Raw genomic sequence first — 25,857 nt, 5'->3', positions numbered from 1 at the left:
TTTTTATTAAGGGTATTACATATAAAAGCAACAAAACACTGCTGTGGCAGCTATTTCTCTGCTCTAAAGAATACTATCTTTGATTTTGCTATTCTAAAATGATCAAACCAAATCTTATATGGTATAAGATTCTATAACATACAAAGATATACAAGATTACTGAAAATCATACTATGAGGCGGTTGGCTTTTAGTCATTGATAGTGGGCGATTGTTTTTTTTACTGGTGACTGAGCTGATTTAACCCGCCAAACGCTTATCAACACCAAAAAAAAGGTCGGGCTATTACAAGCCCAACCCTTGAAAAAATTTATCTTGTAAGGAACTACTTACTGTTTCCGAACAGACCTAGGAATTACAAGCTAACTTTGCTCGTTCCCTGCGGGATAAACTTTGAAGGTCGCCAAAGAACAAAATTCCTGCTTTACTTACTGTTTCTCAAACCTTCGCTCTATACTTTTACGCTGGTCTACAATACGTAAAATATACAAGCCATCCGCCAAATCGCTTACGTTGAGTGACATTTGACTTTTGCCTTGTTGCCATTGCCCTTTTTTCAACACTTTACCATTCATTGATAAAATTTGCCATGTGGCACCTGCCGAAAGTACCCGGCTAGTTTCCAGTTTTACATGCAACAGTTTGGTAGTAGGGTTTGGAAACACCACTGCCTGACCAGCCAACAGGTGATTGTCTGCGTTGGTCACCTGATGTTCGCTTTGTCCTTCGGCTTCTCGTCGATTACTGGTGACATTACCAGTACCTGCCTGATGAATTTCCTTGGTAAGATAATCTTCTACAAAGACTACTATTTTAAATCCTGCTGGGTCTAAATCACCTTTGTTCCAGGTAAAGTTCAAGGTTTGGGATTCGCCAGGCACCCAAGGAGTCCCCCGGTAAGCACCAGCAGCATCGGGCAACATTTTACGGGTAACATTATAATACCATTCACCATTGGTGCTTACTGCTGAGTCTACCACCACTACATGCAATACTACCGGGCGACTAAACACTTGATTAGCTGCCACAGTAGCCGACACAGTCAGGGTTTGTCCATTTACATTGGCTTGCTCTATGCTAATATCAAATGGCGAAATAATCAGAGTCCGGTCAGCAAAATGATCTTGAGTCCACTGCCCTATTACTTCATCTTTAAAATAGCCATCTACTACTGCCCTTGGCACTTCTCTTATACCTTGGTGAAAAGCCCTGCCACTTGGGTCTTTTTCGTTTTGTATATTAAACACATCAACCGCCGGGAACCCGGTGTGATGGTGAATTTTCACGATCTCGTTGGTATTGCCCGTTTGCGGGAAGTTTTTTGCCTCCAAATCCTGAGCTGCTGCATTTGCTACTCCCTGATTGATAAAATACTCTAAGAGTACAATGCGGTTTCGATTACCAATTTTCACATCATCAAAGGCAAAACCATCAAAAGTTTCCGTAGCCGGATTATCGCCGTTGCTACCAAAAGACATGCGAAAACGCACTATCCGACTGGTCAGCCCTAACTCTTGCATTTTGATCAATACTTCGGTAAGGCTATACCTTGCCGTTAGCCACTCGCCATTGGTGAGTTGGCTTTTGCCCGACCATCCCTGATTGTCGGGGTTGGTACTTACTTTCGCCCCGTCGCTGGCACTGCCCGGAGAACCCAGTATAGGCTTGGTATCGTACCAATCGATGCCCAAACCTTGCGAACCCAAACGCAACCAAGTTTTACCATCATCTATGGTATATAAAAGCACCACTCCATCGGCGCCTTGCTCAGTATCAGACCAGTAGCGAAATGAGATCATAGGTTTGTTTAGCCCTGCAATATCAAAGCAAGGACTTTCGACATACGACTGCTCATTGCTGCTATAGTTGGCGTTTGTGTCTACCCGGTAAAGGTTGTTTCGGTTATCAGTTATCCAGGCCTGACCATTTGGATTACTGATCAGAAATCCATCGGGTTGTTTGAGTTGCCAACTGGTACTATCTACCGGAATAAGGTTTACTCCTACTACCCCGTGGCTTATCCAACCTCCGGTTCCGCTTTCAAAAGTTTCGTGATAGAAAGCCTGTTGAGTAACCGAAATCATTGGAAAAATATCTATCCTTCTGCGCAGGGTGTAAGACGCCACCCCATCTTGAGTAACTATATTGAGTGTCACCCAATAAGTACCTGGGGTCTGGTATTGATGACTTACCACGTTTCCGGTAACAGTCGGGCTTCCATCGCCAAAACTCCACGATACTGTACCAGTGGCATCGCTCAACAACGAGGTGTTGACAAAGTTGGTGGCACTACCTGCACACTGCCCCGAATAATCAAACTCCATTCTAAAAGTTTTGGTCACGGTAGTATCACAAGTACCAGTGCTTGCTGTTACTGAGTAATTAATAATTTTGGGCAATACTGTCCCCAAAAGTTTGTCAGGGTTTTGATCAGTGCTGGCGGTGCCATCTTTAAAATCCCACGCCCAAAAACCACTCGATCCTGTATTGAGTGCCGTTGCCGTAAACCTTACCGTATCTGACCCGTAGTTTTGACTGGCTGTAATCTGCATATTTTTTGGGGTAGGAGTTACTGTAATTCCCCCTACTGTAATGCTATCGGCACAACCTTCAGGGTTGGTGGTATACTTGAGCATAATCTCGTATTCGCCAGGGGGCACTTGGTTGGGGGTAAACGAATTGCCTCCGGTAAAACGTTGAAAGGTGGTATCTGTACCTGACACTGCACGGTATTTAAACTCTACAGAAGAAGGAATCTCTACCCCACGGTCTAAGGGTGTCAAGGGTACTTGTGCCACATCGCCACAATAGGCTTTGCTTAGACTAAGCCCAGTAAATGACAGCTCTGGCAAACGGTTGACCACGATGGTTACAGGGTTTTGGGAAGTATTCACACAACCATCCCCATCGGTATAGGCAAAAATAACCTCATATTCCCCAGCCAGTTTGTTCCAGTCTTGTACTGAGGCATTGGCCGGAACCGCAGTCTCAGAGGGTATTGGGTGGCTTGGGTTAAAAACATTAGTCAGGGTATCGCCTGCTACCAGGTACTCATAGTTGGTTCGCGGAAGCGATACTCTTCTTATCATATAATAGGTATCTACTGAGTCTAGTGGCAACAAACTATCAGGTGGCAATGCCACTGAATTTATTTCGGGATACAACCTTACTGTAGTAGTATTGCGCACACAATAGCCATTGGTAGCCACTCCTAAAACTTTCAAGTCGGGCAACCCTACCAGCTCAAATGCCTGGGGTGCAGAGGTAGCCACGCAACCATTGCCAGTAGTGAAACGATAAGTAATGTTGTATACACCTTCACCTTGCAAGGCACTTGCGTCAAAAGTATGCTGCCCTTTGCCAAGGTTGAGACTATCAGAGGCGCCAATCTTTTTGATTGTAAACTGACCATTAGACGCAGGACTTGGCGGCAGGGTGTCTACGGTAGGAGTCAAAGCAATTGCTTTGGCGCTTACACAGTACTTTTTGACTGTAGGTGGGTCTATTCCTGTAAAGTTTACCGTAGGAGTAGCAATGATTTCGAAGGCTGTTTTTACGCTGTCCAGACAACTGTTGGTATCTTGGTACTCAAACTTTACATCGTATTTATCTATAGCCAAGGCTGTGGGGTCAATTACGTATTGATTGGTAGACGGAAACTGTTGTTTTGAGCCATCACTTTGCTTGGTAATGGTAAAAGTTCCGGTTTGTCCAGCAGGTAAGTCAGAAGCACTCAATGCGCCCTTTAAAGTAATAGAGTTGCCCTGCTTACAAAGAATGCTGGAGGTCAAACCACTGATTTTCAACGAAGGTAAAGGATTGATGGTTACCAATTGGCTTGCCTGCCCGGTACAGCTACCTACCGACTCAATCACAGTTACATTGCCTGAGCTTCCGGTGCCCCAGTTTACCTCAATCTGAGTGGTTCCGCTCATAGTGTAAGAACCATCTGTTTGCAGTACCGCTCCAGGGGTTGTAATTTCTCCCCCAGCTACTATCCATTGCACCGTGCCTCCTTGCGATAATATAGTTTCGTATACTTCGCTGGTTGCCCCCGCACACACACTGTTTGCTCCAACAGAAATCACCGGGGTGAGCGGAGCACTTACTGTCACTGAGCGGGCAGCGGAGGTTTTACAACCAAAACCATTGAAAGCTTCTACTACCACATTGCCACTCACTCCCAACCATTGTACCGTAATACTATCCGTATTCTGCCCATTTTGTATAGAACCATTGGTTACAGACCATTGAAAGGAGGTAGCACCTGCCGATGTCACTTTGTAGCCTTTCAGACTATTTGCACATACGTTGTCTTCACCGACTACCACTGGGGTGGCTGGCAATGCCCGTACCGTTACCGGTATAGACACCTCATTTTTACAACCAGTTGCTTTCACGGTTTCGGTTACAGTAAGTTGATGGCTACCATCGCCTTGCCAACGAATACTAATCACTGAGTCGGCTTTTTGTGGAATAATGGTGCCTACTCCACTAGAGTTAATGCTCCACTGATAAGAGTGGGCAGGATTGGGATTGGTAATGGCATAATAATACTCTGTAGCATTGTCGGCACAAATGGTTCCGTTGGTATCTTTAATTACCGGGTTGGGCAACGGACTTACATCTACTGTGGCTAGGGTATCTATTCTGGTGGTATTACAAACAAGGGAGCCACTTGAATTGTCTACCTCATGAATAAAAGCCCGAATGTATACCTTTTCGGTACTGGTAAGCGAGGGAGTAAACCTATAATTTAGCGTGGCATCTGACTGCCCAATTAACCCTGTATTACAAATCACAAAAGGTCTTGAAGAAGATACAGGACCACCTGAAGAGCTTAGCCCATTGACCTGCTCCAGGGCTTGAATGTATACGATTTTATTGCTTGTTTTAGAAATGATTTTTTGTACCTCAAATGCATCAGGTACGTTGTCATCTTTACAGTAACCTGAGGCAAGCCCCGACACTGAGGTAGGGTTGGTCACATTGATTGTCACTGAGTCGGCACCTGCACAACCACTGCCGTCGGTATAGGTATACCTTAGTTGATGTACGCCTACCCCCACCAAACCAGGGTTAAACTGAGTGCCAACTACACCGTTGCCCGAAAACACTCCTCCTGTAGGAGCCCCGGTTAAATCAATGGCTACACCATTGGAAGGATGAGCCGCACCATCTGCCAGGGCTCCACCACCACCACTAATCGCCATTGTCAGGTTAACCACTGGCAAAGGGTTGATAGTAATGGTATATAACGCAGAAAAAGCTCCCTCTCCACAGTCTGTATTTACCCCTCTTACCTTAATGTCTACACTGGTAACCGAAGTAATTGCACTGCTGGCAGTCAAGGTTATCAAACTATTGGTAGTTACTACAGTATCTTGGTGGGCTGCGCCTGCTTCTGCCAATTCAGTTGGCAACACCCACTCATAATTAGTAGCTCCTTCTACCGAAGAAACAAAAAAAGTAGCGGACTGCCCGGCACACAAAGTGTTAGAGGTAAGCGCCTCTATAGTACCCGCAGTAGGTACCGATTTGATGGTGACATTTTGCTCTAGCCATGCTCCAGCACACCCTTCACTGCTTACCCCTCTTACCCTTACTACACCGTTGACCGCGTCGGAGGTAGCAGTTAAAGCAATGGTAGAATCGGTAGAAGACCCAGCTACATTTACTCCAGCTGGCAATTGCCACTCATAAGTAGCCGCACTGGGAATAGAGTCAATAGTAAAAGTGACGGGAGTACCTACACATAGCGTACTTACTGAAGCTACAAATGCAGGGGCTTGCGCCGGAACAGTCGCGGTATTGACAGTAGCAAACACCGTAGAAGTAGTGACCCCTTCTATATATGCAGTGCCAGAATTAGGCGTCAGGTTTACCGATGTTGCTGCCGAGGCATTGGCTGATACCTCAAGACCACTAATGGTCATAATGTTGTTTTGGGATTCGGTATCAGTTGCAAAGTCATAGTTGATTCTCAAGTTACCTGCACCGCCAAAAGAAGTTGAAAAGCTGCTGGTTCCTGAGGTATTGGTCACCGTTACTGTGGGGCTCCCTCCCAAGGTAAAGTCTGTATTGCTTAACGATAAGATCAATGTATTACTTCCTCCCGAATTGTGCCTAAAATCAGACAGAAATCTTTCTGTTACTACTATATCAGGCAATGTCTTGGCAGATCCTCCCCGGCATATAGTCACCAACGAAGGTGTCACGTCTACCCCGGTGGGGTTAATGGTAACATGAAATGGAGCAGAGTACGCCCCGTCTACGCAACCCGTTTTTTTGCCTTTCACACTAATGCTTACCGCTGTTGCAGCACTTACGGTTTGGGTAGTAAGGGTAATTGCATTGGTAGTGGTATTGACTACCCCAGCCGTACCTCCATTGAGCTCCGCTGGCAAGTCCCAATCATAGCTGTTTACTCCAGCGATTGCATCTACTGAAAAAGTAATCGATTCGCCCGAATAAACCACGCTGGGACCTACAATATTGGTTGCCTGTACTGGTGGGTCAATGGCGGTAACAGTCGCAAAAACAGTGGTTCCATCTACATTTGCCAACCCACCAGTACCACCAGTAGCTTTTAATTCAGCCACCCCGGTGGCACTGCTGTTGGCAGTTATTTGCAAACCACTTATCACCATCTCGTCAGTAGTGGCATCATACCCCGAAGTAAAATCATAGCTAATCTCTATAGAGTGGGCATTTACCGTAGTTGGTACCCCAGGCGAAACTCCATTGACCATCACAGTAATGGGTCCTGAGAAAGTATAATCTGTGCTACCCAGCGATAAAACGAGGTTACCGCTGGTACTAAAGTCTGTTTTAGCTTGTTCGTTTATCTTAATATCGGGCAATATTTGGGTACTGCCCCCCTTGCAAAGCTCCAGGCTGCCTGGTGTAACCAATACACCTACCGGATTCACTGTAATAGGGTAAGAGACATACGCACCATCGCAACCACTGGTAGTATTTTTACCCCTTACCCTTAAGTTTACAGTTGACGTGCTCGTAACCGCGTGCACAGTCAATGCTATAAAGTTGTTGGTACCAGTGTTGGTAACGGTGGCAGTACCTCCGTTAAGCTCTGCCGGAATGTCCCATTCGTACTCATCGGCATTGGCAATGGTAGGTACGTAGTAATTGACTGTCTCTCCGGCAAATACATTGTTGGCACCCAGAATAAATGAGGGGGTACCAGGGTGTACTTTTAAATTAATATTTGCCAGAGTTGTAGCCAGTGGAAACCCTACTATATCGCCAATGCCGGCGGTTACGCTTAGGGTAGTAGACGAGGCAGTAGACGCAGTAGGGAGGGCTTCTACCTGTAACCCGGTAATGATGATACTATCCAGAGTTGCTCTATTGACAAAGTTGTAGTCAAACTTAAGCTTGTTGTTTTCAATGCGTGCATTAATTGTGGCATCACTTACTCCAGGGCTAATGTATACTGTAGGGGTACCCGACAAGGCAAAGTTGGTTTCATCGCCTAATGAAATCTCCATAGTTTCACCAAAAGTCCAATTCCAAAAGTCATCGATGTTATTCTCATAAATGATGATACTGTCAAGGGTTACAGCCCCCGTGCCTGCACACAATTCTACGGCAGGGGTTTGTACTCCAATGGCAAACAAGGCGCTTTTTTTAGCCCGTGTCTTTTCAGGGGTTTTTACCCTCCCATTCACGGTAAGTGCCAAAGTAATACAGGTCGCCAATAACAGGTATTTCGTTTTTGTATAGAGTAGGTTTTTGGCTTGAGCAATGAGTTTACCACGTGGTTTCATTCCTCTGGTTTTGAAAATGTGTAACATACGTTTTGTGTTGTTGTGTTAAACAGGTTATAGTAGGTAACAAACCAATATCAATCGGCTAGTTTAGCAAGCAACAAAGCCGCATTAATGCTGGAAATCGTTCAAATATTTGATGAATATTAAAATAAGTTGTCTCAGGTTTTGTCAGGCAACTGCCCTCTAAAAATACCATAAGCAACCTTTGATCATTGAGTATATGGGATACCGGTGGTACTTGCGCTCAATGATCTATTTATATAAACAAGGGTGGGCGTTGACAAACCCTAAAAGGTGGGTGGATAGGTGTTGAAAAAAACGGTGAAATGTAAAGGCTTTTTTTGTAGTATTTTGGGCAGGTGTGTAACATAGTTAGTCAATAGTTAAGCAAAAGAGCAGTTTTTTAAACTTTGGCATAATATTATTTCAATAAAGCCACTTCGACAAATTTAATACTATTTTTAAGTATTCAAATATTATTTTCAAGAAACGTACTGAAACCAAAACTTACCATATATGTGGCAGATGGCTTGAGCCAAGTTGACTCAATTGGTGCTTCCACAAAATGCTTTGCCTCCTGACAATATTTGCATAGTGTTGCCCATAAAAAAAGGGCATTGCCCCACTGAAAAACAGCCGCAATGCCCTCTACTCAATCAATACTTGAATAAGTACTAGTGCTTCTCGAACCTCAACTGAGAAGTTTTGCCTTTGTCAGCCACTCTAAGAATATACCAACCTCCGGCTAGTGCTTGCACATCTATAGAGACTCGTTTCTTGCCTTGGCTCCAACTTCCTTGTTTTACCAACTTACCTGTTACCGACCATATCTGCCACTGTGCTTTGGGCGATAGTTGCGTTTTGATGGCCACGTTCAAACGGTCAGTAGTAGGGTTAGGAAACAGTACCGCACCACCCATCAACAATTCATCTTCTACGCCAGTTACTTCGTGTTCACTTTGCCCTTCGTGCTGTCTTTTTACACTTACTCCCCCTGTACCTGCTTGCCAGATTTCTTTGGTTTCGTAATCTTCTACAAAAACAATTACTTTAAAACCAGTAGGGTCCAGATTGCCATAATCCCAGCTAAAATCAAAGGTTTGACTATCTCCTTGTACCCAGGGAGCCTCCCAGTAGGTTCCGGCAGCATCTGGTAACATTTTTCGGGTTACATTATAATATACCTGCCCATTGGCAGTAGCCGCTGAGTCTACCACTGCTACATTGATGATTATTTTTCGGTCAAAATTCAACAATGCCTGTATCTTGGTAGAGATGTTGAGTTGCCCGCCACTGGTAGCAGCATTGGTGATATCAATGGTAAAAGGTGCCGGAATAAGGGTGCGGTCAGCAAAAATATCTTGTGTCCATTGGCCAATCAGGGTATCTTTAAAATAACCGTCTACTACCCCTCTTGGTACTTCGCGTATTCCGTGGTGAAACGCTCTGGCACTAGGATCTTTTTTGTTTACTTCGTTCAATGGGTCAATGCCAGGAAAACCAGTATGGTGATGAATCTTCACAATTTCATCCTTATTCCCTGTTTTCGGAAAGTTTTTCGCCGTTAAATCATATTCGGCCGCGTTGGGCAATCCGGTATTGATAAAATACTCAAGCAATACCAATCGGTTTCTATTACTAACAATCACATTGTCAAAAGCAAAACCATCAAACTTGGCATTAGGCAGGTTATCGGCATTGCTACCAAACGACATTCTAAACCTAACCATTCGACTTTTAATGCCCATTGCCTGCATTTTTATCAAAGCTTCGGTGAGGCTATACCGGGCTACTTGCCATTTGCCATTGACTGGCAACAGTTTGCCTGACCACCCCTGACTGTCAGGGTTAGCGTTTACATCTAAAGTACTACTGGTCTTGCCGGGTGCACCCAATATAGGTTTGGTATTGTACCAATTGATACCCAACTCTCCGGTACCCAAACGGTGCCAGGTTTTACCATCATCAATGGTATAAAGTAAAGTTACTCCATCTGCTCCCAGGTCGGTATCAGACCAGTAGCTAAATGAAATCATCGGCTTGTTCAAACCAGCAATGTTAAAACAAGGACTTTCTACATAAGACTGCTCGTTGTTGTTGTAGTTGGCGTCAGTATTTATTCTGTGAGGGTTGCTTCGGTTGTCGGTTATCCAAGCATTGCCATTGGGGTTGCGAATAAGAAAACCATCGGGGTTTTTCAAAGTCCAACTGGTGCTATCCACTTCTACCCTGTCTACATCTACTACTCCGTGCGAGATCCACCCGGCAGTCCCATTATCAAAACCTTCTACATAAAACTGCTCTGAGTTGACCTCAATCACTGGGAAAATATCCAACCGGCGACGCAACTTGTAGGTAGCTACTTCGTCGTCAGTTTGAATAGACAATGTAACCCAATAAGTCCCAGGGTTTTGATAAGTATGTCCAGGGTTGGTTTCGGTAGACGTTCCTTGCCCATCACCAAAATCCCAGGAAATAGCTCCAACAACATCGCCTGGCAACTCTGATTTATTGGTAAACCTGGTGACACCACCTGCACAATGACCAGTAAAATCAAAGTCCATCTTAAAGCGTTTACTCACCGAAGCATTACAGCCCAGTTCGGTTGTAGGAATGAGTTCATAATTGATTACCTGGGGCAAAGTAGCTGACAACTGTTTTGCCGGATTTTGCTCTTGGCTGGTCGTACCATCTTTAAAGTCCCAAGACCATGTCCATGTATCATTGACTCCATTGGCAGTCGCCGAAAAATTCAACGTTCTACTATTATAATCACGGCTGGCTACCACCCTGATTTGTTTTGGGGTAGGCTCTATTTTTATAGTTACCACACTATCGCGGTTAGATGAGTTTTGACAACCACTCACAGCGCTTTCCAGCATAATTTCATATTCGCCCGCCCCCCATTTGTTAGGGCTAAACGAATTACCTTGAGTAAAAGGAGTAAAAGTAGACTCAGAGAGTTTTCTATAGTTAAAAACTACTCCTGAAGTAATCCGAGATTCTCCATCAAATGGAATCAATGTTACCAATTCTACATCGTCGCAATAAGAAGCTGACAAGCCAGTAAAAGACAGTTGAGGCAACGGAGTAACCTTAATAATTTCAGAGGCTGACTCCTTACGACAACCATTGCCATCTTCGAAAACATACCTTACTTCGTACTCTCCCACTACCTGGTTCCATACACTGGTAGGAGCATCTGGTGGTATTGGTGGGCTACTCGGAAGCGGACGTTGAGGATTAAACTCATTGGTCAGGTCGGGGCTTCCCGGTGTTACCATGGTTACATAGTCATTGTCGCTGTCTTCTTTTCGCTTGATTTGAAAGTAAGCCTTGGTAGCATCTAAATCGGGTACATCTAGTTTTCCTGCCCCTGTGGTTATTTCAGGAATCAGTGTAATTACTGGGCTTTGTACACAATACTCTCCATTACTATTGATGTTTTTGATAGTGATAACAGGCAAGGGTACAATTTGAAAAGTTTGGTTAGCAGATGTACCTGTACAGCCCGCCCCATCGGTAAAAGTATACCTTACCTGATAGCTACCTATGTCAGAAAAACTGGCTAACTCTATCACATTCCCATCAAGGGTAAACTCTTCTCCTTTAGGGTTAGTCACGGTAAAAGTTCCCCCTGTATTTCCCGCATCTGGTTGCAAAGCAATATCTCCCCCTTTTACACAGTATTTATTGTCTGGGTTGGGGGCTACAAAACTAAACGTGGGTACTATAGCTTCGCCTACAGTAAACGGTTGTGCTGCGGTTACTCCCTTACACCCTCCAGTAAGCTGATACTCGTAAGTGATCGTAAAACCTCCTAAACCTAATACAGAAGGGTCAAATTCATTGCCTGTAAACGATGTTTGCTCTATTCCACCTGCATTGAATATTCTAAATGTTCCGGTGCCTTTGCTAACATCTGGCAAAGCGCCATCTACCGAAGGAGTTAACTGGACGTTGGTTACAGCTTTACAATAGAAGTTGCTTAACCCGGTGAAAGATACCACCGGAAGCTTTTTCAGGGTAAATGTTTGGGGAGCAGATGTTTGTTGGCAACCCCTAAAATTAGTGTAGACATACCTTACTTCATATACTCCGGCAAGCTCGTTCCATTCTGTAGCAGGTGCATCGTTTGCAATGGCAGTTTCGTTGTGCGTGATTGGGTATTTAGGATTAAAACGTCTACTCAAACGCGTGCCTCCAAAACCATTGTCTTCTTTCATTTCCTTAAAGTCGGTAGGAGCTCGGCTACCCGATACCCTTCTTATCTCAAAAAATGAATCGTCAGTGCTTAAAGGTGCCCACCGCGAAAACCCATCTATTGTCACAAATAAAATAAACTCGTCTTCTTTTACACAACTTTCTAAATCGATGCCATTGATGTCTACACTCACGGTAGGCAAGGCAAGTATCTCAAAGGTATCTTCATCTGATACATCCTCACAACCACTAGAGTTGCGGAAGGTATAAATGACGTGGTACTCACCCAAACCAGTACCCTCTAATTCCCCAAGTGGAATGGTAGTAGTAGTATTGGTGGCACCTACTGCAAAATCTTTGGCGGTGGATGCTATCAGATTACCACCTCCGTCTAGTTGGGTAATGGTAAAAAATCCCCCAGCAATAGAAGACGTTAACACCAGGTTATCTGACGCACAATACTTTTTTGCAGCGTTAATTCCACTAAAACTGGCATCAGGCTTTGCAATGACCTCAATAGGGGTGCCCGATGACTCGTCCTGACAACCACCTGCCGACACAGTAAAAGTATATTTCACCACGTATTTGCCTATCCCTATAGATGATATGTCCAGGTCATCTCCATTAAAAACCGCAGATGGTACAGGCGTCCCGTCTGGATTTTCTAGTCTGTACACTCCTGTGCCTGACGAAATATCGGTAGCACCGTTTACAGTTGGCTGAAAAGATGCCTTAGGGTCAGTCACACAATACACCGACGAGGAAGTAGAAATCTCTGCTACCGGCAGAGCATTGATGGCCACTATCTTTTCGTCCGACCCTTCACACACTGCCGATGTTTTCGTGACTTCAATCTTTCCTACAGGTCCTGGTCCCCAATCAATGGTAGCCGTTAACTTATCTGGAGAAAGTGTATGTGATGCATCTCCCGTAATTGTCCACTCCACTACATCGCCAGGGTCGGCACTGATGGTGTACTGTATTCCCTGCGCATTTGCACAAACGGCATCTGCTCCTTGCATGTCAGGGTCAGAAGCAGTATCAATGTTTACGGGCAAATCAACCGAACCCGTACAACCATCACTGTTGGTGGTACTCAATGTGAGGGTACCCGATTGCCCCCCCCATTTTACTTCTACGATATTTTTATCATCATCTGACTCTATGCTACCATTGGTTACCGTCCATTTATAGTCATTTCCATCTCCATTCAAGCCTCTATAGCGAACAGTTGAACCAGCGCAAGCCGTGTTTTTGTCTTTTCCGTCTACCCTTTCTTCAATCGTTGGAACGGGTACCTGATTTACATTGACAGATAAAAAAGTAGCCCCCGAACAATTGGCGTTGGTTGAAGTTACTTTTACCTGTCGATTATTACCTGCTTGATCCCATATTATTTTTACTAGGTCACCTGTATTTACGCCATCTGCTATACGACCACCAAAACCTGCATCCCATCTGTAAGTATGTCCAGGTTTGGGTACTACCGAATAGGTATGCTCAGTGGTACCATCGGCACACACTGTAATCCCTGCGGTACTTCTGATAACCGGAGTTGGAATATCCTCGATTTTGATTGTTGCCAAAGTTTGTAGTGATACGCTACAGTTGGTACCTATTCCTATGGGAGTAATTGGGCTGGTTAGCTTAAACGGGTCTTTGATAATAATATCCCCTCTAGTAAACACCGTTACTACATACGCTTGTATTTGGTATTCGCCAGGGTCAAGTACTCCAGGAGTAAAAGAATAGTTAAACTGGGCTGGGTTAGTTGCCGGAGCCGAAGTATTGCAAGGAGGAGTATTGGTCATAATGGGTCCGTTGCCCCCTACAGTCTTCAAACTAGCATTAGGCAAAGCTTTTAGACCGACAATGTATCGATGAGAAAACTTTCCTATTTGAGGGAATATTCTGGTAATATTAAAGTTCTGTACTACCGTGTTTCCTTTACAATAACTTGCTACTATACCATTAATCCCACTAGATTCGTTTACTACCACATTTACCCTGGCTATAGAAGGGCAATCTGGTCCGTTGTCGTAGGTATAAGTAATAGGAACGGTAACACCATCGCCTCCGGAAACGGATACGGCAGAGGGAGAAAATTTATTCCCACTTACACCTGTACCCGAAAAAGTTCCTCCAGTAAGCACGCTGCCATTTGAATTAAGTATGGCACCCAACGAAACTGCTGCATCTTTGGTAGTAAACGCTTGCCCATCGGTTACTCCAGTAATGGTTACTTCTGGAGCAGAGTTTAGAGTAATATTCAGGATGTCTGAGAATGTTCCGGTGCCACAGGTACTACTTACACCTCTTACTTTTACTGGCAATGCAGTAGCACTTGCTTCTACCGAAGCAAGGTTGATAAAATTGGTATTTGTAGTAATTACATCTTCGGTAGCGCCTGTTACCGTAGTGCCCTCTGTACTGGTAAATTTGCCAGTAGGTACTACCCACTCATAGGTGCTGGTTCCAGGTATGGCTGCTACATAATACAAGTTGGTGGTTCCCAAACAAACCTGAGCATCTCCCGTAATCACAGACGGCTTTTCGGGGGTGGTGTTTACGGTTACAGCGTGGGTAGCCCAAGGGCTGGAACAACCGCTACTATTTACAGCTCTTACTTCAATATCACCACTTGCGGCGTTACTCCCTACTTCTACTGTAGCCGAAGTTGCCATAGTATTTTTGATACCCATGCCTACGGGTAGTTTCCACTCATAAGTGACGTTTGTGTTGGTGGCGTCTATAATATTAAAAGTAACCTCAGTATTGGTACATACTGACGCTTGGGGAGCATCAAAACTGATGGCTACGGGCGAGGCACCTATGGCAAGTTTTGCCAATGGGGTAGCATTACTAATGCCCTCAAAGTTGGCACTCCCAAGTTTCATGCGTATTTGCCCACTTCCAGAGGCAGTAGTAGCTTTTACCTTTACACCTCTGATAATTAAGCTATTAAGCTCTGTTTCTGAGCCCACAAAATTATAATTTACCTCTAAAGTATTAGAGCCTGTTTGTTGAACATCAAATGTTTTTTGCCCTACCCCCGAAGCAGTAGTAAAAATGGCCTCAGAGTTGTCAACATCAAAATCAAAGTCATTATTATTGTCAAACCCCAACCGCAAAGTCCCAGAAATTGCCGAGAAATCTGCATAAAACTTTTCACTCAATACTATGTCAGGAAGGTTAATCAATTGTTGGTTGTCACATAGGGTAGTGGTTTCACCGCTTACTGCTACTCCTTTGGTACTGATACTTACCTGTTTGGTTAGAGAAGAGCTGCTACAACTCCCTTTTTTAGCCACTACACTGATATTGGCAGACGAAATAGCACCATTGGCTGTTACCACAATGAAAGGATCGTCAAGGTTGCTGCCTGCCTCTAAGGTAAGCTGAGCAGGAAGCGTCCACTCATAACTATCAACCCCCGCTACTATGGGCGTTGAATACACCGCCGTTTCTCCCTGAAACAAGCTCAAAGGACCATATATCGTGCTGGGCTCGGCAGGGGTTTCTTTTACAGTGATTGTAGCAAATACTTCACTAGCAGCGTCTAAATCTAACTCTCCTGCTGTTCCTGTTCCTTCACTGGCATTCACTTTTAGCTCATAACTACCTGCGGCAACGCTGTTAGCTACTTCTACCTGTAAGTTAGAAATAGTAATAGAGTTATTTTGAGCGGTAGTTGTTGGAGGGCCAAAGTTATATCCAATAGTAAGCTTATTTGACCCATCTACAGAAGCAGTCACGTCTGAGGATGGACTACCATCTAGTTTGATCTCAAGAGAATTGGTAGCTGGAAACGTAATATTTGCACCAAACTCTAGTACTAAGGTTTTAGCGCTTCCTCCTGTATTAAAGTCACCATTCTCGCCAGTATCTTCATCAATCACTATATTACCCAAGGTAACCGGTGCTCCCTGACATACATTTGCGTTGGGGCGTAGCGTCACATTAGAAAAAGTAGCCTGTTGGCGCAATGTTTCTTTAAAACTCCAGTCTGCCCAACTCAAGTCAGTCAGGAGAAAAAAGCAGACAGTAAAAAAGAGAATTTTGGATGGAGACAAAACAGCAGCTTTGCCACGCCATCTGTTGAAGGTAGCCTCCTTTTTAGCGTAATTCATTAACATAGTTTTGTAGTTGTTTATGAGTGAGTAACAGGGTTTAGCTGATTAAAATCAATTGCTTTAGTAGTAGATCAGCCAACCAATATTTATGTATAATTAAAGATAAATTCGAGAAATAAATACCTGAATCTTCCCCTCAAAACAGGGGCGATTCATCGAAAAATGCGCATAAAATAGCCACTTGGCAAAACTCAATTACCAAAAATAAGCTCAATAAAATCCTTATAGTGATTTTATGAAATTATAGTACTTTTCAACAGTAAATGGGGATTAAAAAAAAGAATGGAATAGTTTTTTTGAGGTAGTAATTGTACCAAAACTGGTACTTTTAACAGAGTAAAATAATTTGGTAGTATCATCAATTAGCTTTATTTGGTTAGTGGGGCAGATGAATAGAGTTATTGGGTTATAAACAATCTAGCCTGATCATCTACTTTTATAGTATAGTTTCTTAGTATATTTATATAGTTGTCTGAATGATTCAACTACATCACAGCTTTGTATATATTTAATTTTAAATTGTCTTTTTGTATAAAGTTATCCTAATAGTTCTGTAATTAGTAGCAAATATAATTGTAATTCAATAAAAATCCTACAACTTGGCCTCTACATGAGCAATACTAATAATTTAAACACTGACTTACAGTCATTTACACCTCAATAAAATATCTTATTTTGCATACATTACAATCAAGTAGGTGATGCGACTTTTTCCCTGGTTTGTTTAAGGGAAAGCATAAAAGCCTGAATGCTTTTGAAAATATCAACGATGCAAAGGAAGATAAAAGACCAGGTAATTACTTGGACGTATGATTAAAAAAATTGGACATATCGTTAATTCGCTGTAAAACAAGGGGTTATTTGAAGTATTTTAAATATTTTTCACGTTCTATTTGAACTCATACACCTACAAAGTGCAAGGGTTTTCTTATTGCTACAGCACCTGCGCTCACTCAAAACGCCCTATTTAAGGGTACCAACCAGAAGCATCACTATCAAGTGCTCATTTCATAATTTTTATCAGCAATCGGTCTTTATCCTTATTTCTGATAGTTTTTTAAAAAAGAAATAAACCAATAAAAAAGGGCATTGCCCCATAAAAACAGTGGCAATGCCCTCCAATATATCTATAAAACTTACAAGTAAGGCGGCTGTTTTAAACCGCTTTGTACAATAAGTCAGGTGCTCTTAACACCAATACTTAAAGTTTTTCAAACCTCAACTGAGAGGTTCGCCCTTTATCTGAAATCCTTAAAATGTACAAACCTTGTGACAGGTTATTTACATCTATTTTCATTGATTTTTTACCTGTCCCCCACTGTCCATGCTTAAGCAGTTTACCAGTGATTGACCATATTTGCCATTGTGCTTTTGGCGACAACAACGTTTTTACAGTCACCGTTACCTGGTCTGATACCGGGTTGGGGAACAACAAGGCGCCAGAAGGCAACAGTTCATCTCCTACTCCAGTAATCTCGTGCTCACTTTGGTTTTCGTCCAATCGCTTTATGCTCACACTAACGGTTGCTGCCTGGTGTACTTCTCTAGAGTTATAGTCTTCTACAAACACCACTACTTTAAAGTTTGTGGGGTCTAAGTCGCCTATATCGCTCCATTCAAAGTTCAAGGTTTGACTTTCTCCGGCAGTCCAGGCACTTGTACGGTAAGTTCCAGCGGCATCAGGCAACATCTTGCGGGTTACATTGTAAAAGGTTTTCCCGTTGGCAGTAGCTTCAGCATCTATCACCACTACGTGCATTACCACTGGGTGGTCAATGCTTTCAAGGGCAGTGATCGTAGCCGAACCTGTCAGTTTTTTGCCTGTAACCGAAGGTTGTGTAATGGCTATACTAAAAGGCGACTCCACCAAAATACGCGTAGCCAGGGTATCTTGGGCCCAGGTATCCAGCTCAGTGTTATCTTGGGCATAGCCGTCTACTACACCTCTGGGTACTGCCCTTATGCCGTGATGAAACGCCCTTGCACTAGGATCTTTGGTGTTTTGCTCATTAAAAAAGTCCGCAGCAGGAAACCCAGTATGGTGATGAATACTAATCACTTCATTGGCATTGCCTCCAGTAGAGAAATCTTTGGCGGCTTTGTCCATGGCTTCAGCATTTGTTACACTTTCGTTGATAAAGTATTCGAGCAACACAGTACGGTTACGGTTGCTTATTCTAATGTCATCAAAAGCAAACCCTTCATAACTATTGGTTTGTGAGTTATCTGCATTGCTACCAAAGGCCATTCTAAACCTCACCATTTTTACTCCCTGATTAGCAGGCATATCGTTTAGCACGCTATTTATCCCAAAACGAGCCACTTTCCAGGTTTTTGTGCTCCTTACTTGTGCGTTGCCTGTCCATCCCTGATCACCACTGTTTACATCTGCTCCGATACCAATGCCTGGTTTGCCCAGCACCCCTTTAGCATCATACCAATTGAGTCCATCGCCTTGTTTACCCAGTCTTTTCCAGGTTTTGCCATCGTCTACAGTATATAACAACACTACTCCATCAGACCCAGGGTCAGTATCAGACCAGTACTTAAACGACAACATGGGCTTGTCAAGTGCTGTAATATCAAAACAAGGGCTTTCCACATAAGACTGCTCATTGTTGTTATAGCTTGAGCTATCACTAGAGTGAGGGTTGTCGTTATTGTCTGTAACCCAAACATTGCCTTGGTTAGCAGGGATATTTTTGCCTTTAGGAGTTTGCCATTTCCAGCTTGTGCTATCTTTGGGTATTTGATTTACTTTTACGCTCCCTTGTTGTATCCAAAAACCATTATTTGCCTCAAAGTTTTCAAAGTAAGGTGCTTGTGGAGTAACAGTAACGACTTTGAAAATATTTACCCGACGACGCAGCACGTAGGTAGCTATATCGTCATCGGTAGTAATAGTAAGGGTAACCCAATAAGTACCTGGCGTGGCGTACGTATAGTTTTGTACCGAATGGGTAGCCTCTGTACCCATCGTTTCCGTATTTTTATCTCCAAAATTCCAGGTAATGGTTTTAACCTTATCGTCGTTAAACAATTTACTCTTGTTTTCAAACGTAGTAACACCTCCTGCACAAAACCCTGTCACATCGAAATCAAGCAAAAACTCTTTAGTTATTTTTTTCTCACACCCCCCTTGTGCCTGGGTGCGTACACTTAGGTCATAACTTACATTTTTTGCCTCTGTGTTGCCAAACTCTTTCGTAGGGTTTTGCCCATTCAAGGCACTCCCGTCAATCAACCAACTCCATTGCCCACCCATACTGAGGTTGTTAGACGAAGCTGTAAACTGTATGCTGCTTTCGTGGTATACCTTAGTGGCAGTTACTTTAATATCTTTGGGTACAGACGTTACAGTGACCACTTCTGGCATATCAGAGCTGTTTGAACAACCATCTTCGGTGTGCGACACTGATATTTCATAAGTACCTGCTCCTACAGTTTCTGGGCTAAACACTCCATTCTGAATAGGTTCTGCATTTCCTTTAGAGCCATCAGAGAAGACCTTCTGATAAGTAAAGACTGCACCTGGCACAATATTTTGCCCGTCTCTGGCTTCCAATGGAACACTGGCCACGTCGTCGCAATAGGTTTTGTCCTTGTTTAAACCAGTAAACTCTATCTCAGGCAAACGTTTAAGAACAACTGTAAACTCTGCCGACTGATTGGCACAGGCCACACTACCCGAACCTCCATTGATATACTTTACCGAGTATTCACCATAGTTTGTGTTCCACTCTTGAGTAGAGGCATCCGGTGCTACTGGGGTTTCGTCAAATATAGGGTTGCTTACATCCAGCACATTGGTCAAATTTCCTGCAATGTCCTTTAATAGTTTAAAGTTGGTCATTCTACCTTTGGGTCCAGACAATCGCCTGATCATAAAATAGGTTTTACCATCTTCCAATACAGGATTTAACAACTCGTTGGTTCCTACCACTGGCACCAAATACACCGAAGGTGTTTCACGCACACAATAGCTGGTCAAATCTTCGGTGGTATTGTCTTCTTTTTTTGCTTTAATCAAAATCGCTTCAGGCTTGGTTACCTGAATAGTTCGCGAGGCGCTTCCACCACAACCAGTAGAATATGTATAAGTAATAGTGTACTCGCCACCTTCTGTAATAGATTGATTGATATTAAATGTATTGCTACCATCAGGCAAAGTCTTGATCACTGTCGAACCTTTTTTCACTTCAATAGACCCATCATTACTGCCAGGGATAGAGGCTACAGGTGCCGTAATTTTAGGCTCTAGAGTAATGTTACCCTGACTAATACAGTACACTGGTACTACTGGGTTACCTAAAGGATCAAAATCACTTTCTCCTGTAATGGATAGTAACAATGTAGGCGGCTCTTCAATTTTAAAAGTTCTGGGATCAGAATCTATAGAGCAGTTTCCATCATCGGTAGTATAACGATACACAATGTTATGCTCGCCTATCGACAACGCATTGGGCTGAAACGGATTATTAAAAGGAATATCATCGATGATCGTTCCACCAGCGTCTTTGATAAGCTCACGGAACTGACCTGTACCCGCAGGCAAAGTATTAGAAATAGCCAGGGTGATGTCACTGTTATCATTTTTACAGTATGAATTTTCCACAGCAAAAACAGGTTTCACTGGTTGCACAATCTCTATTGATACGTTTTCTACTCCATTACAACTTCCTTGATTTTCTTCAATGACGATGGTACCATTGGCATTATTTGCCCAAAGCACCGTGATCTCATCTACGGCTGTAATGGTTCTTGGGGTAGTAGAATTCTCAGCGTTTGCATCTTGTATAGTTCCTCCGGTAACTTTCCAGGTAAGCCCTGCTTGGTTGGTAAATGAAGATAATTTATACACCACCTCACTTCCAGCACAAGTTTTCTTTTTATTCCGGGCTTTAGCACCTGTCGATGGGTTAGCGTCTACTTCGGTACCCAATTGGGGTTTAAGCGAAGTACTTACTGTGATTGGTATATCGCCAGTAGTATTTGAGCAAGTGCCTTCAGAAGCAGGTGAAACCACCTCCAAAGCAATAATACCATCCAACACGTCCCAGGTAACATCTATTTGAGACACTCCAGAGGTTTCTCTTTTTATCCCATCGCCTTTGTCAACCGTCCACTTATAAGTATACCCCGCCCCAAATGGAGTACCACTCGCATCTTGCGCAGCTTTATAAGTGACAGTAGTATTGGCACAGGCATTGGTGCCCGCATCGCTTACAATGTGAGGAGTAGGCAAAGACTTGACTGCTACATTAAAAGTAGTTGCCGGAGTATTACAGTTACTTGGTGTTAAGGTATTTGTTTCGGTTACATCTACCTTATAGTCGTCTCCATTGGCTACTGTCCAGTTTACTTTTACTTCTGCTCCTTCATCAATGCCATCCACAAAAGTTCCTCCTTCTGGCAAGCTCCATTGATAGGTATGTCCCGATTTAGCAGGTATTTTATAAGTAGCTGTACTTCCATAACATACTATAGCCGAGCCACTAATTGCACCAGGAACAGGTCTTTTGTATACAGTAATTTTGTCAAGGTCTATAATATCAACATCACAAAAACTACCATCACGCACCTCTACTTCTACCGCTTGGATAGTTACTGATTCATTGACTAAAGAGGGATCAAAGGTATAGAACATATCTTCATCAGTGACCAGGGTGGCCTGAGTAATGATAGAAGGGTCGTTGCCACAACTACGTGGAATATTCGTGGCTATTTCTCCGGGCACCCCTACATCGGTGGGGTCTAAAGGATCTTTAGAAGCCAAACCAGGTACTGCTATTAGCTTATGAATGTATTTCTTCCTGCCTCTGGTATCGTCAAAAGTGACCCTTTTGATGCTAAAACTTTGCTTGGAGTCGTACTCACAATAAGATAAACTCAACCCGGTTTCAGTAGCTTTTACTACCACTACTCCTACCTCTTTGGTTACCGAGCAACCATTCTCTGTATAAGTATACTTGATAGTTTTACTGCCTAAACCTGCTTTTTCCGGGTCAAACGCGGTTTGATTTCCGTCGGTAGTCACTATTCCTTCAGTAGCAGCAAATACTCCCCCAGCGGGTTCACCTGTTAAGATGATAGGGTCAGCATTAGAAGCAAAGGTTTGTCCTTCGATCAGGTCATTGTCACCTACTTTTATTTGTACATCTGGTGTATCAAAAATAGTAATCTCATACTCAGCAAAAGTTTCGGTGGTAGCACAACCTCCTTTGATACCACGCACTCTCAGTTTTACATTAGGGGCATTAGTTCCGGTAGGAACACTGTTGGCGCTCACAGTTAATATATTGGCCGCAGTAGCAAATATACTGGCATCAGCATTGACATCCACATCACTTGTAGACAACTCCGTAGGAATCTCCCATTGATATTGATCTGCTCCGGCAATAGGTGGTACAAAATAGATAGCAGATTGTCCTTTACAAATAGAAAGTGCGCCTATAATGCTGCCTGGAGCATCAGGGGCAGTCTTAATAGTGACCGTTTTTTCCAACCAATCACCCTTACACCCCGCATTGTTTACGCCTCTCACCTTTATGGTTACATTGCCATTTTGGGCACCAGAGCTTACCTTTAATTCAATAGACTGGGTAGTAGACACTGGGGTAGTCACTGGAGCAAGCCCGGCAGGAAGTTGCCACTCATAACTATCTACATTGTTCATACCTGTTACCTGCAAAATAAAGTTGGTATTTTCACAGGCATCTGTTCCTGTCTCGAACGTTGTCTGATCGGCCGCAGAAATCGTGGGAGGCACTACTGACGACAAATCAGCTACTTTAGTGTTGTTTGCCAGGTTTTTCATACCGCCCGATGTGATGTCTACATTTAGTAGCTTGAGTTCGGTAGAGGTAGCATTGGTGCCTGCTTTTACTTGTACTTCCAGGTTTTTGATTACCAACGCACTCAATTCATTTTCTGAAGCAGCATTAAACTGGTAGCTCAACACTAACACTTTACGTAAATCTCCTACAACATTTTCTTCCTGAATAGTAGCCGTAAAGTTACCGTTAGATGCCACCACTTCTGGCGTTCCTGCCAGCACGAAATTGGCATCATCAGGTAAAAACTTGAGCGTTCCTACTCCAGTAAAATCTTTAATGAAGGTTTCTTTGATAGTAAAGTCAGGTAAAATACCAGAGAAACCAGCACATATTCCGTTGAGTGCTGAGGCTTCTATTACCGCACCTGAAGGTTTGATCGTAATACTCTGGGTAAATTCTCCTCCAGCACCACAATCGTCCGAAAGTGCTTTTACCTTGAGCAATGTAGGGTTCTGGGCTCCGCCTGGTACTGTATTGGCAGCAGTCACGGTGAGTTTGTTGGTAGTAGTGGTATAGATAGTAAGATTGGTATTACCAGGGACTCCAGTTACATCACTACTCGTCAGTCCATCGTTAGATAAAGTCCAAACATATTTGTCAGCACCCTCTACCGCCCTTACTTCATAGGTAGCTTGTTCGCCTACAAACAGTTCACTGGGACCAATAACAGTGGTAACCACATTGGGGGCACTGCGTACTGTTACTTGTTGCTCAAGCCAATTACTTTTACAACCACCCACGTTCACTGCCCTTACCCTTACTTTGCCATTAACGGCTCCGGTTCCTACTCTTAAGGTGACCGTTGGACTACTGGTGGATACTGGTGAACTGGTAGAGTTGGCAGTAATACCATCAGGAAACTCCCATTCGTACTCTGCCGCACCCGTCACTGCACCAATGGTAAAGTCTACATCGGTATTTGTACAAAGTACTGAGGCAGAAGTAGTAAATGATCCTGGATCAGGCAATGCATCAAGTCTTGACACCCTTGCCAAGGTAACCTTGTCGTTGATACGGAAAAAGTCAGAAGTACCTTTTGGAATGATTGCAATATTTGCATTAGTAGTATTAAAAGCTACCGCTCGTATTTTCAAACCACTGATAATCATTTTATTTAATGCAGCCAACGAGGCATTGTCAAACACATAGTCTATCTCTAGGCGTTGTTTGTTATTGCTAATTCTGGTGGTAAAGTTGCCCAAAAAGCTTCCATTGTTTTTTTCACTAAAAATAGTGACTGGGTTTCCCCCAAACTCATAACCAGTACTGGTCATTTCTAACCTGAAAGTGCCACTCGCAGCAGTATTGGGAGACCCACGCGAACTCAAGTCATCAGCATTGATCTCACTCAATACAATATCTCCTATAGAATGATAGTCTCCACCAATACACAAATCTTCTACTTTGAGGATGTTTTCTACTACTACTCCACTCAGGTTTCTTACATTGATGTATTTATACGTATCATTGCCCTCACTACATACATTGCGCCCCTTCAACTCGGCTAACACCCACGTATTACTGGACACTTCGCCCGCCTTTATCGTAAGTCTGGGGGTTTGGGTAATCACCTGGAACTTGTCAGTTCCTGCATCATTTACTACAGTGTAAGCATTTTCAAAAGGAATCAACAATTGGTCAAGTATCCATACGTACTCATCAGCACCAGTTATAGGGTCTGACGTCAAAACAGTTACTCGCCCTTCATATGGTTCGTTATTAAGCGTTGATATACTCCCTGGATTGCCTACTTTTTCTATCACAGTTACGCTATGGTTTAGCCAGGCACCTTTACACCCATTGCTATTTACCTTACGCACTTTGATAGTGGCATTGCCCAAAGGCACACTATTGTCTACATCAATAGTAATAGAATTTGCCGTAAGGCTGGCCTGAGTAATGCCATTAGGCAGCTCCCATTCATGGGTCATTCCAGTTTCAGCATCTACTTCCAAGGTTTGTCCATTGGTATTCAGGCATAAGCTTGCCTGCGAACTGGAAGAGATGGTAGGCTGACCAGTGGGAACTTCAATCGCACTAATATTGGCAAGTACATCATTTTCATCCAAACCAGCTATATCATTGGTAGTACCAGATTTCGGTTTTAATTCTACACTGGTGGCAGTTCCACCTGCTGTTGATTTTACTTGCAAGCCAGTAATTTCAATAGAGAGAAACTCGTTTACAAAACCACCAAATACATAATCTATCTCTAAAGTGTTACCTCTAATTTCTGTAGTGAAATTTCTTTGATATGTTCCTCCTCGATAATACTTGGTTTCGGGAGAACCTGCCATTTCAAAATCATTGTTAGAAAAAATCAAAATAAGCTTACCACTCTTATTTAATGCAAAATCTGTATTTCCCTCTTTAATGGTGATTTTACTTAAGGGTTTAGCTTCTCCTCCCCTACAAACTTCCAGGTTAGCCGCAGGGGTAATATTCACAGCAAAAAATCTCTTATACAAGGTAGTACCACTTGCCAGAGCTACACCACCTACCAGTAACAATAAGCTTGTTTTGATCAACAAACTTCGTTTGATTCGAGCAGCAAACCGTCCTCCCAGACTGGTTTTATCACTTCGTTTTAAATTTAACATTTTACGTTTTGTGTTTTAAAAATAGGTTATCATGTATTCACAGTGCTGTATCGAATTAATACACAATAGTTTGTATGCCTGATAAAGCCTGTTTTGTATATATATAGAATTACTAAAAAAAATCTTGGTAAAGTCTGTTCATTTCCATCAAGCGTGCTTTGAGCGAGTTTATGTAGCCGGATTTGATACATTTGTTACAAAACAATGATAAGATTATTTATAGATGTGATGATTTTAAAAAAGGGGAGAATAATAAATGCAGGGGTAGTTTAAACACAGATTTATTGACACTA

The 25,857-nt window shown here is 43.1% G+C and carries 3 protein-coding genes; all 3 read right to left on the bottom strand.

The genetic code is table 11. The annotated features are described in order from the left end of the window. Positions 1–427: 427 nt before the first annotated feature. The gene (locus M23134_RS23300) at positions 428–7,816 is read right to left on the bottom strand and encodes a T9SS type A sorting domain-containing protein (protein ID WP_002700113.1); all 7,389 of its coding nucleotides are present in this window, start codon (positions 7,814–7,816) and stop codon (positions 428–430) included. Between the two features lie 650 nt (positions 7,817–8,466). Continuing rightward, positions 8,467–16,131, bottom strand: a complete 7,665-nt coding sequence (locus M23134_RS23295; RefSeq protein ID WP_002700108.1) for a PKD domain-containing protein — start codon at positions 16,129–16,131, stop codon at positions 8,467–8,469. 1,198 nt (positions 16,132–17,329) lie between these two features. Then, positions 17,330–25,564, bottom strand: a complete 8,235-nt coding sequence (locus M23134_RS23290) for a T9SS type A sorting domain-containing protein (protein ID WP_002700107.1) — start codon at positions 25,562–25,564, stop codon at positions 17,330–17,332. Positions 25,565–25,857: the final 293 nt, after the last annotated feature.

This window comes from Microscilla marina ATCC 23134 (assembly GCF_000169175.1).
Classification (GTDB): domain Bacteria; phylum Bacteroidota; class Bacteroidia; order Cytophagales; family Microscillaceae; genus Microscilla; species Microscilla marina.
This window is presented reverse-complemented; position numbering and strand designations above follow the sequence as displayed.

Coding starts and splice junctions, on each gene's coding strand:
- M23134_RS23295 (WP_002700108.1), bottom strand. CDS start 16,131: ATGTTAATGAATTACGCTAAAAAGGAGGCTACCTTCAACAGATGGCGT.
- M23134_RS23290 (WP_002700107.1), bottom strand. CDS start 25,564: ATGTTAAATTTAAAACGAAGTGATAAAACCAGTCTGGGAGGACGGTTT.
- M23134_RS23300 (WP_002700113.1), bottom strand. CDS start 7,816: ATGTTACACATTTTCAAAACCAGAGGAATGAAACCACGTGGTAAACTC.